The sequence below is a fragment of the Bacillus sp. 220_BSPC genome (genome assembly GCF_001054655.1).
Classification (GTDB): domain Bacteria; phylum Bacillota; class Bacilli; order Bacillales; family DSM-1321; genus Peribacillus; species Peribacillus frigoritolerans.
In genome coordinates this window covers 1-12,470 of sequence record NZ_JVPL01000069.1, presented here as the reverse complement: position 1 = coordinate 12,470, position 12,470 = coordinate 1, and the positions used below count along the sequence as shown (strand labels likewise).

At 39.2% G+C, this 12,470-nt stretch carries 13 protein-coding genes; 3 read left to right on the top strand and 10 right to left on the bottom strand.

Annotated elements, in window-relative coordinates; all coding sequences use genetic code 11:
• Positions 1-141 (top strand): cold-shock protein (locus ADA55_RS04110; protein WP_048679439.1); only part of this gene is annotated, 141 nt, incomplete at its 5' end.
• Between the two features lie 221 nt (positions 142-362).
• Here the strand turns inward: ADA55_RS04110 and ADA55_RS04105 are convergent.
• From ADA55_RS04105 to ADA55_RS28200, 10 genes are all read right to left on the bottom strand, one after another.
• Positions 363-1,217 carry a crotonase/enoyl-CoA hydratase family protein gene (locus ADA55_RS04105; RefSeq protein ID WP_197281826.1) on the bottom strand — a complete coding sequence of 285 codons (855 nt, stop codon included), beginning with the start codon at positions 1,215-1,217 and terminating at the stop codon, positions 363-365.
• A gap of 205 nt (positions 1,218-1,422) precedes the next feature.
• Complete coding sequence (locus tag ADA55_RS04100; protein ID WP_048679436.1) at positions 1,423-2,415, bottom strand: ABC transporter ATP-binding protein; 993 nt, start codon at positions 2,413-2,415, stop codon at positions 1,423-1,425.
• A 13-nt stretch (positions 2,416-2,428) separates the two neighbouring features.
• Entirely contained in the window at positions 2,429-3,442 is a 1,014-nt protein-coding gene (locus tag ADA55_RS04095; protein WP_048679433.1) for an ABC transporter ATP-binding protein, read from the bottom strand.
• Positions 3,443-3,491: 49 nt separating this feature from the next.
• Entirely contained in the window at positions 3,492-4,421 is a 930-nt protein-coding gene (locus ADA55_RS04090) for an ABC transporter permease (RefSeq protein WP_048679430.1), read from the bottom strand.
• On the bottom strand, positions 4,421-5,350 hold the full coding sequence (locus ADA55_RS04085) for an ABC transporter permease (RefSeq protein WP_048679446.1): 930 nt from the start codon (positions 5,348-5,350) through the stop codon (positions 4,421-4,423). The genes ADA55_RS04090 and ADA55_RS04085 overlap by 1 nt, the downstream gene beginning before the upstream one ends.
• Before the next feature lie 133 nt (positions 5,351-5,483).
• Positions 5,484-7,118: a peptide ABC transporter substrate-binding protein gene (locus ADA55_RS04080; protein WP_226990405.1), complete on the bottom strand. Its 1,635-nt coding sequence runs from the start codon at positions 7,116-7,118 to the stop codon at positions 5,484-5,486.
• Positions 7,119-7,803: 685 nt separating this feature from the next.
• Positions 7,804-8,238 carry a DMT family transporter gene (locus ADA55_RS04075; RefSeq protein ID WP_048679427.1) on the bottom strand — a complete coding sequence of 145 codons (435 nt, stop codon included), beginning with the start codon at positions 8,236-8,238 and terminating at the stop codon, positions 7,804-7,806.
• A 155-nt stretch (positions 8,239-8,393) separates the two neighbouring features.
• Positions 8,394-8,972: a GNAT family N-acetyltransferase gene (locus ADA55_RS04070; RefSeq protein ID WP_048679424.1), complete on the bottom strand. Its 579-nt coding sequence runs from the start codon at positions 8,970-8,972 to the stop codon at positions 8,394-8,396.
• A 544-nt stretch (positions 8,973-9,516) separates the two neighbouring features.
• On the bottom strand, positions 9,517-9,783 hold the full coding sequence (locus ADA55_RS28205; RefSeq protein ID WP_142398481.1) for a hypothetical protein: 267 nt from the start codon (positions 9,781-9,783) through the stop codon (positions 9,517-9,519).
• Positions 9,784-9,894: 111 nt separating this feature from the next.
• Positions 9,895-10,215, bottom strand: coding sequence for an FAD-dependent oxidoreductase (locus ADA55_RS28200; RefSeq protein WP_048883281.1), 321 nt, complete (start codon positions 10,213-10,215; stop codon positions 9,895-9,897).
• Between the two features lie 336 nt (positions 10,216-10,551).
• Between ADA55_RS28200 and ADA55_RS04060 the strand changes: the two genes are divergently transcribed.
• A complete protein-coding gene (locus ADA55_RS04060; protein ID WP_048679419.1) occupies positions 10,552-11,181 on the top strand; it encodes a CAP domain-containing protein in 630 nt (209 codons plus the stop codon).
• Positions 11,182-11,468: 287 nt separating this feature from the next.
• Positions 11,469-12,350: a helix-turn-helix domain-containing protein gene (locus ADA55_RS04055; protein WP_048679416.1), complete on the top strand. Its 882-nt coding sequence runs from the start codon at positions 11,469-11,471 to the stop codon at positions 12,348-12,350.
• The last annotated feature ends 120 nt before the right edge of the window (positions 12,351-12,470 follow it).

Here is a 12,470-nt window from a genome sequence, read left to right as displayed (position 1 = left end):
GAAAACGGAGACGATGTATTCGTACATTTCTCAGCTATCCAAAGCGAAGGATTCAAATCATTAGACGAAGGTCAAGAAGTTACTTTTGAAGTTGAGCAAGGTCAACGTGGACCCCAAGCTACTAACGTTCAAAAAGCATAATTTTAAATACAATATATAACGGACCCTACTTGTAGGGTCTGTTTTTTTTGATCGAAAAAACAATCATAAAAAAACCCTATTCACAGGGAATAGGGAACATGAAACAAGTTTAGTAAATGGTAAACCTAGTATAACACACTAAGAAAAGAAACCCTAATTTATCCGAAAAGTAAAAATTATCAAGCACTTCCGAAGCCCTCGATATCGACCTTACCATTCATTCATTTCTTATCCGCTTCATATGTTCGATCCGTTCCCCACGGATAAAACGGAGGCATATCCGTGCTGCTTTTCATTTTGAAATCGGCTTTCCTTTTTTCGAGAAAAGCTTCGATTCCTTCTAGTGCATCAGCTTGTTTTCCGGTCCAATGAATCATTTTCGATTCTATTTTGTGTGATTCAACAGGATGGTTCGCACCGAGCATGGACCACATTAACTGCCGGGATAGCGTCACAGAGACGGAAGATGTATTTTCCGCAATGTCTGTCGCAATCTCCATTGCTGCAGACATCAATTCTTCTGGCTCGACGATCTTGTTTACCAGCCTTCCCTCATATGCTTCACTGGCCGTAATCATCCTGCCGGTAAAAATCCATTCGGAAGCTTTGCCCATTCCGACAAGTCTAGGCAAGAACCAGCCGCTGCATGCCTCCATCGTTATCCCCCGCCTTGCAAATACAAAACCCATCTTTGCATCTGTTGAAGCAATTCTAATGTCCATGGGCAAAGTCATCGTTATCCCAATCCCGACTGCCGCTCCATTAATGGCTGCTATCATAGGTTTCTTCATCTCAAAAATCCGTAATGACAACATTCCTCCTGCATCGCGATATTCAACCAAAGGAGTGTGATCCATAAACGTTTCTGCACCTTTTTCCAAATCCATTCCAGCACAAAAAGCATCCCCAGCGCCAGTTAATATGACGGCTCTTACGTCATCATTTTCATCCGCTTCATTAAAAGCGCGAATCATCTCCTCACACATCTTTTCATTGAAAGCATTCATTCTCTCTGGACGATTAAGAGTAACAATCATGACACGATCGACGATCTCACTAGTTATCGTGGAATACAATAACAGTCCCTCCTTCTCTCACAAATTGAAACATTCAACAGAATTTTATATTTACATATAATTACATTTTATATGTTTTATTTTCAGATTCCTAGTTTTTTATTTTGACATACTGATAAATAATTTGATAATCGTTTCTATTCTAAAAATATTTTACATAAATGTGTAAAAAAAGACCAGTCGCAAATGCAACTGGTTTTTTTGTTTACCAATATAAATGACAAGCAACGAAATGTCCTGGTTTTTGTTCTTTCCATTCAGGTACAGCACTGGAGCATATCTCCATCGCCTTAGGGCAGCGCGTCCGAAATACACAGCCGCTCGGCGGATTGATCGGACTTGGTACATCGCCTTTAAGGACGATCCTTTCCCGTTTAATAGTCGGGTCTGGTATCGGCACTGCGGATAGCAAGGCCTGTGTGTATGGGTGTAGCGGATCTTTCGTTAAGGAATCACTATCCGAAAGTTCCATCATCCTGCCAAGGTACATGACTAAAATACGATCTGAAATATACTTGACCATCGATAAATCATGCGCTATGAATAAATAAGTCAATCCCATTTCTTTTTGCAGTTCTTTTAATAAGTTGACCACTTGGGCCTGTATCGAAACATCCAAGGCAGAGATTGGTTCATCACAAACGATGAATTTAGGATTTAAAGCCAAGGCCCTTGCAATTCCAATACGCTGGCGTTGTCCGCCACTGAATTCATGCGGAAAACGAGTGATATGTTCCGGACTTAAACCAACCAGCTTTAACAGGTCTTCCACCCGTTTTCTTCGCTCTTTACCTTTTGATATCCCATGAATGGCAAGTGGTTCCCCAATCAATTCCTCCACCTTCATCCTTGGGTTCAAGGATGCGTAAGGATCTTGGAAAATCATTTGTATTTCACGGCGGATATGTGACATTTCCCCGGGTTTGTAATCGAAAATATTTTTCCCCTGAAAAAGAACTTCTCCATCTGTCGGTTCATATAATCGAGTGATTGTACGACCTGCAGTCGACTTACCGCAACCGCTTTCCCCAACAAGGCCGACAGTTTCCCCTGGATAGATTTTGAGATCCAAACCATCTACCGCTTTCAGTGATTGAGAACCGATAGGAAAATGCTTCTTCAGATTCTTTATTTCAACAAGAGGAGAATTTTCGTTGTATGTCTTTTCTTTTACGGCCTTATTTTTCAGTGAAACCATTGGTTCTCCTCCTTTATACATTAGTCGGTGCTTGTAACTGTGCTGCCTTGGCCATCGGGTGGTGCAGCCAGCATGCGGCTGTCTGACCTTCTTCCACTACTTCAAGCTCCGGATCATGGCCTTTGCACACTTTCATTGCTGATTCACATCTTGGGTAAAATGGGCATCCTTTTGGCGGATCCAATAAATCCGGTGGTGATCCGATAATCGGAACCAACGGAGCCGTTTTTTCCATATCCAGCCTTGGCACCGTTTTAAGCAGACCTCTTGTATAAGGATGCTGCGGGTTTGAAAATATAGCCTCTACCGTACCCGTCTCCACAACCTTGCCTGCATACATGACGACTACCCGTTCACAAGTTTCCGCAACCACACCTAAATCATGAGTGATTAAAATGATGGAAGTATCCATTCTTCGTTGGATATCTTTCATCAGTTCCAATATTTGCGCTTGTATCGTTACATCCAATGCAGTTGTAGGTTCATCGGCAATCAGCAATTTCGGTTCGCAAGCAAGGGCCATCGCTATCATTGCCCTTTGGCGCATACCACCTGAAAACTCATGCGGATATTGCTGCATTCTTTTTTCCGGCTGTGGAATACCTACTAGTTTCAGTGTTTCCAACGCCCGTTCGTATGCATCATTTCGGGACATGTTTTTATTATGCTTTAAAATGCCTTCCATGATCTGGCTGCCGATTTTTGTCGTTGGATTGAGCGAAGTCATCGGATCCTGGAAAATCATGCTGATTTCATTCCCTCGAATCCTCTGCATTTCCTTTTCACTCATTTTAAGAAGGTCTTTACCGCCAAAGTTTATCGACCCTTTTCCATACTCTGCCGGGGGTGTTTCCAATAATCTCATGATAGATTTCGCTGTAACACTTTTGCCGCATCCGGACTCCCCAACAATCGCAACGGCTTCCCCCTTTTTCACGCCAAAGTTCACACCGCGAACCGCTTGCACTTTACCTGCATAAGTATGGAAGGTGATTTGTAAATCGTTGACTTCTAATAGGTTCTCCATCATCGTCCCTCCTATTCTAGTAATATCAAATCATTATGTTAGGACTCATTTATTTCCGTAGTTTTGGATCTAAGGCATCCTGCAATCCGTCACCAACCACATTGAACGCGAACATCGTTAAGGAAATCAAAATTGCCGGGATTAACAGTTGATAGAAATTCCCTACCAGAATGCTTCCCAGTGCATCACTTGTCAATGTTCCCCAGCTTGCCTGAGGTGCCGGAACTCCCAGTCCCAAAAAGCTAAGTGTAGCTTCGGCAAAAATGGCAGTAGGTACAGTCAACGTTAAATTGACAAGGATCGGTCCCATTGTATTTGGAATCATGTGTTTTCTTAAAGTCCAGCTCGTATTGGCTCCAGAGATTGTTGCAGCATGGATATATTCATTCTCTTTCAGTTGTAAAACTTGTCCACGTACCAGTCGCGCCATCGGAATCCACCCCGTAATCGACATTGCAATGATGATCGGCAGAATACCAGGTTTTAATACGACCATCATTAAGATAACCATCAATAGGTATGGAATCGCATAGATCACCTCAGCGAAACGCATCATGATATTATCCGTGCGTCCGCCGCGAATGGCAGAAATCCCGCCATAAAGGACACCAATTAAAAAGTCGATCAGCGCTGCCATCAATCCAATGAACAAGGATATCCTTGCACCGTACCAAGCTCGCGTAAATAGATCCCTTCCTGATGAATCCGTTCCAAACCAATGCTCGCTATTTGGGCTAAGATTCTTTTTCTCGAAATCTTGTCCATAATAAGTATATCCGTTAATGTACGGACCAAAAATCGCCATCAAGACCAAGAGGATTATTAGAATAAACCCCGTCATCGCCAGCTTATTTTCTTTAAATCGACGCCAGACGTCAGACCAATATGAAACTGTAGGTCTTGCTATTTTTTCAGCTTCCTTAAAGTTGCCTTCGGCGGGTTGGAACATATCTTCGGTTAAATGCACTTTATCTGCCATTATTTCTTCTCCCCCGTCACTTTAATTCTAGGATCAATCAACGTATAGGCTATATCAACGATGAATATCAATAGAATAAGCACCGCACTATACACAATTGTGGAACCAAGAATCACCGGGTAGTCCCTGTTGGATATTCCCTTTACGAACATATCTCCCATGCCCGGAATACCAAAAATACGCTCAATGATGAAGCTTCCTGTCACGATATTAGCCGTAAGGATGCCCAGAATCGTGATAATCGGCAATAACGCATTCCGAATCGCATGTTTGATTATGACACCGCTCCGTTTCAATCCTTTGGCTTTTGCTGTCAAAATGTAATCCTGCCCCATTACTTCAAGCATGCTTGTCCGCATCAGTCTCGCGATGAAAGCAAGCGGCATCATGGAAAGGGCAATGGATGGTAAAATGGTATGCTGCCATGTCGCCCATGTAGCCACAGGGAATATATTCCATTTAATTGCGAAATAATTGATTAAAATAGTCGCAAGGATAAAGTTAGGAACGGAAATCCCTACGATGGCAATGATCATTGATAAATAGTCGGGCCATTTATTTCTTTTCAGTGATGCCACGACACCCAAAATGAGGCCAAAGAAGATGGCAATCACCAAAGCTTGTGCCCCTAAGTGCAATGACACCGGAAACCCCTTCAAAATGTAATCATTCACGGTAATGGATGAAGATTTCAATGAAGGACCAAAATCAAATTGAACGACTTCCAATAAATAATTCCCATATTGGGTCAACAACGGCTTGTCCAATCCATAGTGGACTTGAAGGTTTTCATAAACAGCAGGAGGCATGGCTCCTTCTTTTGCAAATGGATTTCCCGGAATCGTATGCATTATGATGAACGTTAATGTAATAACAGCCCATAAAGTAATAATCGCCCATTTAAAACGGTTTAATGTATATCTCAACATGGTAATCACCCCAATCATCGATTTTCTAAGAAGTTGAAAACGGAAATGAATGCATGAAATATTCAAATTCGCAATTGAAAAATGGGGTATGACCTTAATCGGACATACCTCCCATTTCACTATTATCCTTCTATTATTTTTTATCCGCGTAAATAAAGTTCGGATAAGCGTTAATTGGAGCAAAAACTCCAGTAACATTCGATTTAACCATATATGGTTTTGTATAGAAGTAAACCGGAAGGATCGGCATTTCGTCAATCATGACTTTCTCTGCTTTATGCAAAGCATCCATGCGTTCTTTTGGATCCATTGTAGATTTTGCTTCTTTTAATAAATTATCATATTCTTTGTTTGACCAACCTGCATCATTATAGGCGCCGTCCGTTTCCCAAAGCATGAATGTCATCGGGTCAACATAGTCACCAACCCATCCTGCACGGGAAATTTCAAAGTCACCAGCTTTTTCACGGTCAAGCTTAACTTGGAATTCTGCATTTTCAAGTGTCACTTCAACACCCAGGTTATCACGCCACATTCCTTGAACCGCTTCAGCAATTTTCTTGTGTGAATCTAAAGTGTTATACAAAATTGAAAACTCAGGTAATTCTTTCATGCCTTCTTCAGCAAGTCCTTCTTTTAACAATTTCTTAGCTTCGGTAACATCTTCCTTAAATAGGTTACCTGTATTTTCCTGGAAATCTCCAGATGCATCAGGAATACCCGGAGGGACTACGCCGAAAGCAGGCTTTTGTCCTCCTTGAGCAACATTTTCGGTGATTTTTTGACGCTCGATAGCCATTGAAAGCGCTTTCCTTACTTTAGCATTATTGAAAGGTTTCACTTCTGTATTAAAGTTGTAATAGTAAACAGCAAGTTCTTTGCCCATTTTGAATTCTTTATCATCAGAATTGACCATTTGACCTTGAATATCCACTGGCAGTGGATATGCGAGGTCCAATTCGCCACTCTGATACATTTGCCATGCGGTATTTTCATCTTCAATTAGAGCAAAGTTAACTGCATCCAATTTGATTTTATCTTTATCGTAGTAATTTTCATTCTTTTCGATTTTCAGGCTTTCTTTATGTTTCCATTCCGTTAATTTGAACGGCCCGTTTGAAACGTGAGTTTTTGCATCCAAAGCCCATTTTGGATTTTCTTCCTGTACCTTTTTATTGATTGGATAGAAAGTATAGAAAGATGTCAAGTCAAGGAAATATGGTGTAGGCTGTTCCAAAGTAACGACTAATGTATGTTCGTCTGTCGCTTTAACCCCTACATCCTCTTCCTTCCCTTTCTTACTGTTGTATGCTTCCCCGCCTTTAAGATAATAAAGTTGGTAAGCATAATCTGCAGCCGTTTCCGGTTTCAAAGCATATTTCCAAGCGTATTCGAAATCATTGGCTGTAAGCGGATCTCCATTTGACCATTTCAAACCATCTTTCAATTTGAATGTCCAAGTTAATCCATCTTCACTGATTTCCCATGATTCTGCAGAACCAGGGACGATTTTGCCTTCCTCTGTTTTCTTTGTCAGCCCCTCGAACGTATGTTCAAGGATCCATGATTCATGAGTACCTTGAGCATTTGCAGGGTGAAGCGAACCAGGTTCACTCGAATTGTTTACGTTTAATACTTTTGATCCGGATGAGTCACCCGAGCCTCCTTCTTTTTCATTCGAAGTTTCCTTCGAACCGCCGTTGCATGCCGCAAGAATAAGCATGATGGCCATAAGAAGAGCAAGCACTGAAAATTTAGACTTTTTCAAAAAATATTCCCCCTCATCTTTAATCTTTCTTAGAATATTCCCATTTAAGAGATTATCCTTCTAACACCTATTAATCTTCCGTATAGTACATATAATGATTGCGAGGAAAAGTAGAAGCATTCATTGCAGAAATTCACCCAAATCAATTAGCGAACCGTTTGCATAAATCTTAATTTCTACCTAAAAATGGCAATTAATGCAGTTTACTAGGTAAAAAATCACCTTTTTTTCACCTCGCCAAAGATACTATACCTCGAATTAAAGATGTTGAATTTTAAGTATATTACGAATAAATCAAAAAATCAATAAACCGGTGAGTACCTTTTCACAATATAGTAATTAATTGCTAATCAATTCGATCTAGATACTAGGTAAATAGAAATGATCACCTAAAAGGACTTCCGACTTCCAGGTGTTTTTACAAACCCCTCTAAATCAGTATTCATATAGGTTCTCTTGTCTATTTATTTCTAAATATTCTAATAATTAATATTAGGTTGATTACTAAGACAACTTTCCTAGCAAACCATCCCCTCTCAAATAAAATATTTTAGCAGGATAATGCATTACTTCGTTAAAATATTTAGTTCTCTTTAATCAATCTCCAAATAATAGGCATTAACTATAGGAGAATAGAAATATTCCCCTATATGTACCCGTCGTTTCAATGAAAAGTGCCCCTTCTTCATTTATGATTAAACAAATATAATGACACGAAAAGTAAACAAATTCCTGCCACCTTTTTCGCATCCAATGGGATGCGTACGCCTCCAAATAAACCGAAATGGTCAATGACTGCCCCAATAATTATCTGGCCTGCTATAACCCCGACCAATGTCGGTGCCACTCCAATCCGAGGCACGACCAATACGATCACAATAACATAAATAGCCCCTAACAGTCCGCCTGTTAATTGCCATTTGGGTACAGACGCGATGGCAGAAATATTTCCATTTCCCACAAACAAAACAATAAATAATAAAGCGAGAGTCCCGATTCCAAACGAAATGAAGGAAGCTTCAATGACCCCCACTTTTTTTCCTAATCCACCATTGATTTGTCCTTGTATGGCAATGGTGATTCCGCCCAGGACCGCAAGCAACGGAAATAATATCTTCACAATGATTTTGCTCCTTTTTATGTCCATCCGGACTGATTAGTGAATTCGCATACCATTTTAACATGAAAAATATGTATATTGTCCTTTACTGATATAAAATCATCTGCAAATAAAAAAACTGGCACTTTGGGCCAGCTGCAATCTTCTATACCAAACTAAAATCTATATGATTCCTGAACACTTTGTTGCCTTAACTGGCAATACTCCGTATTCAACAAGGAAAATACCAGGGCATCATGCGACTGATCACGAAGAAATAGATAACTTCTGAGGCTGCCTTCCTCTTTGAATCCAAATTTCTTCAGAAGGTTTCTGGATGCAATATTATCCTTGAAAGTTAAAGCGGCGATTCTATTTAGTCTCAATTCTTCAAAGCAATAGCGCAATACTTCGTTTACAGCTTCAGACGTGAAGTGTTTCCTCCAATATTCAGGATGGATTTCATATCCTATTTCGGCGCGTTTGTTGGCTAGGCTCAATTGATGCAGGCCAACAGTACCGATGAATTTGCCTGAATCCTTTAGAATGACTCCCCACCGCATCCCTCGTTTGTTTATATAAGCACTTTTAAACGAGTCGATTAAGCGGCGGGCATCTTCTACTAGAGTTAAACTTTCTATCCCATCATATTGGGTCACTTCATCTTTAGAGAGGATTTCAAACAGACTCTCGGCATGATGGTGACCTATTTCGATTAAATGCAGCCTTTCTGTTTCCAATTCCTTAAACCACATCGAAGAATCCCTCCGTATATTCAGCTGTCTACTTAATTCGATTCATGATGAAGAGATACCTGTCTTAATGGACAATACTTTTTGAAAAATGCCTTTCCTTAACGTACTATGCCGAGTCCTCATGTCCTCCCTTTGTAATCAAATCCCTGATGATTTGGGAAAGGATGACACTGTAAACCGTCCCATTCCCGCCATAACCCAATAAGAAGTAGCAATTAGGATGGTCAGGATACATTCCTATTGTCCGTAAACCATCATGGGCTCACCCAAAAAAGCTCCCCAATAATAATCAGTCCAGATCCGATTCTCTAATTCTGGAAACAGATTGACAAGCCGCTTTATTAATTTATCTCTTTTGTTCAAAATCATTGAATCCCTTTTTCCAGATAACCGGTCGATTCATCAAGGCCACCAATGATAATTCGATTGTCAGGAGTTTTTCTTGCATATTAATAAGGCCGTGCCGTTTCTCAAATCATCATATTATCATGCCATTTAGCTTGATCGGCTATTTGATTTGTTGCTATGGCATATGAACTGAGAATCACTGCATTTTATCCTTCACTTCTTCTTGGGCTTCATAACCAATTGCGAAGATGACCGTCTGTGCATGTACCGTGTGACACGTTTCGGTAAATAACTGGGTTTGATTCTCTATCTTTTCATTGATTTTTGTTGTTGCATAGACACGTACGCCTTTCGAAACAGCCTTTTCAATCAAAAAAGGTGAATGTTTATAAGGATTGATTTCAGCATCATTATCTCGGAAACGAAAATTTCCGGTTAATCTCTTTTTCAGTATAATATTCAACAGGGAAATTGCGGGTTTTAAGATTCCTATATTCTTCTTTAAGCTTAGAAACGTGCATGGGATTGGATGCATAGTACAAGCTTTTTCTAATTTTAAAATCCGGATTTTCCTTTAAACTTGGAACGACCTCTTTCTCAAGTGTCCGAATGGTGTCCCAGCTTCTTCTCCAAAACTATGAATGAGGGAAGTAAAAGTTTTATCATTTGAAAACTGTAAAAGTCCAGTATACGCAACCGTACTTCCTTCACTTATATCCCGTTTATCGATCAGGACGACATTCAGACCAGTCTCTGCCAAAAAATAGGAAAAGTATGCCCCTGATGAACCGCTCCCTACTATACAAACATCACATGAAAGTTCTTCCTCCAACATGGGATATTTTCTCGCTTCAAATGTATCTTTCCAAAACACTTTCCCTGCCTTTAAATCCATACAAGCTCCACTCTTGGGATAATTAATTAGTTTCATCCTTTTTAGTTCCATATAACTATATCGTTTTGATGCACTTATTATTTACCTTGACAAACATGGCCTGCAAACGTAAAATGATTCTTTTTTTCCAGAAATCCATCATTCCAATTTATCAAATAGACCTATGATTTGGATTTACCATATAATCTGCCAAGTCATATGTACCCGTATTATGTATATTCTCATACTATCCCTTTTTCCTAGTCCTATAAAGAATGGAATGAGCTAATTTTACACAAAACTATTTTTATAGGATACTATACTTCCAATCCAGATATTCTACTAGGAGGAATTAAAATGAAGAAAATCATCCTTTTATCCGCACTGTCACTATCACTTCTATCTCCAAAAGTCGCTTTGGGAGCCAATACTTACGAGGTGGCAGAAGGAGATACCTTAACGAAAATCGCTTCTGAATATGGTGTCAGCATTGACGAATTACTTAAATCGAACTCTGCTATAAGCGATGCAAATCAAATTCGAATCGGACAAACCATAAATCTTCCCGAATCATCCAATACCACGGTTAATCGCAAAGAAAGTCAATCAGTTGAACAGCAGGTCCTTAGTTTAGTTAATGAAGAACGTGCAAAATCGGGCCTCCCTTCACTTAAAATGGATACAGCCATTTCCAACGTAGCCATTCTAAAATCTGAAGATATGCGTGATAATAATTATTTCAATCATACAAGTCCCAGTTATGGATCGCCTTTCGATATGATGAAATCCTTTGGAATCAGTTACGAGTACGCAGGGGAAAATATCGCAGCAGGTCAACCTAGTGCGGATGCTGTCATGAAATCATGGATGAACAGCCCCGGACATAAGGCGAATATCCTTAACAAAAACTATACGCACATTGGAATCGGGCATGTAACTGGAGGGAAATACGCCCACTATTGGACCCAACAATTCATTGGAAATTAAAAGCTTTAGAGGCGGCAGATTGCCGCCTCTTTTTATTTATTCTTATATTCCAAGTCTCATGATTGCTATTATCAATGATTATATACCTTTCTCACTTTATATCGAAAAGACGTAATTTCAGTTTGATCGCTTCAATAAGAAAACGTTCTTCGTTATTTTTTAGTTGGATGGTACCCAAGGAATACAGGTAAAGTAGTTATATCATACTATCTTTCAATTATCTTACTGATGAAAATTAAATTATGTTAAAATAAAATTCTATATATAGGTACAAAGGGGCAATTGTAATGAAAATAGAGGTTGGCTCTGTTATCAACGAATTACGAATAAAACAAAATCTTACAAGAGAAGAACTGGCTAAGGATATATGTGAACCTAATGCCCTGACAGATTATGAAAGAAGCATCACTTCTCCAACCATTGATGAATTGGCACTTTTTGCGGATAAACTTAAAGTTGATCTGCCGTATTTCTTCACTACTAAAAATGAACCGATTTATAATTACATAGAAACGATTAAACTTTTGATTAACAAATACAAACGGACACGTAATTATGAAGCAATTTATGAAATCGTCCAAAAAGAAATGGCAACTGCACCGGAAAAATCGATATCATTTTATCAATTCATAAAATGGCATGAAGGTATCTCTTTTTTTCATTTGTACAATGACAAACAAAAGGCTATAGAATTGTTGAATGAGGTCATGCAGATTACCATGGGTAAACGGGTCATTCTTCATCAACAGGAAATAGAAGTTTTAAATAGTATCGGGATCATCCATTTTAAAACGAAAAATTATGAAGAGGCCATCACCATCTTCAATGAAGCACTGGAATTTATCGAGAATATTCCCCATGTGAATCAGGAAGGTACCATTATCGTGAAGATCATTCATGGATTAGCACAAACATTGACTGAACTCCATTATTATCAGGAATCATTAAATTATACTCTTAAAGGGATCAACATTTGTAATTCGATAGAATCATTATATTTATATGCGGAACTCCATCTTTTAACTGGTAAGAATCTGGTTCAGCTGAAACAACCTGAAGAAGGACTGCACTATATAAAGCAATCCAAAAACATTTTCAGTCTTCAAAAAAACGAAGAATTCGTACAAATTGCCGAACATGAATTGCAAAACATTTTGCACTGCATATGAACATGGATAAAAAAGATAGAGATTGCTTATAATCTCTATCTCAGTAGACAAAAGGAGTTCTATCTAAATTTTTAAACATAGTTGATTGGAGCGGGTGTGCGAGACTCCTGCGGGAATAGC

Bases quoted from the DNA above. Each gene is read 5' to 3' on its own strand.
- ADA55_RS04100 (WP_048679436.1), bottom strand. From the start codon at position 2,415: ATGGTTTCACTGAAAAATAAGGCCGTAAAAGAAAAGACATACAACGAA.
- ADA55_RS04095 (WP_048679433.1), bottom strand. From the start codon at position 3,442: ATGGAGAACCTATTAGAAGTCAACGATTTACAAATCACCTTCCATACT.
- ADA55_RS04090 (WP_048679430.1), bottom strand. From the start codon at position 4,421: ATGGCAGATAAAGTGCATTTAACCGAAGATATGTTCCAACCCGCCGAA.
- ADA55_RS04085 (WP_048679446.1), bottom strand. From the start codon at position 5,350: ATGTTGAGATATACATTAAACCGTTTTAAATGGGCGATTATTACTTTA.
- ADA55_RS04070 (WP_048679424.1), bottom strand. From the start codon at position 8,972: ATGTGGTTTAAGGAATTGGAAACAGAAAGGCTGCATTTAATCGAAATA.
- ADA55_RS28200 (WP_048883281.1), bottom strand. From the start codon at position 10,215: ATGGATTTAAAGGCAGGGAAAGTGTTTTGGAAAGATACATTTGAAGCG.
- ADA55_RS04060 (WP_048679419.1), top strand. From the start codon at position 10,552: ATGAAGAAAATCATCCTTTTATCCGCACTGTCACTATCACTTCTATCT.
- ADA55_RS04055 (WP_048679416.1), top strand. From the start codon at position 11,469: ATGAAAATAGAGGTTGGCTCTGTTATCAACGAATTACGAATAAAACAA.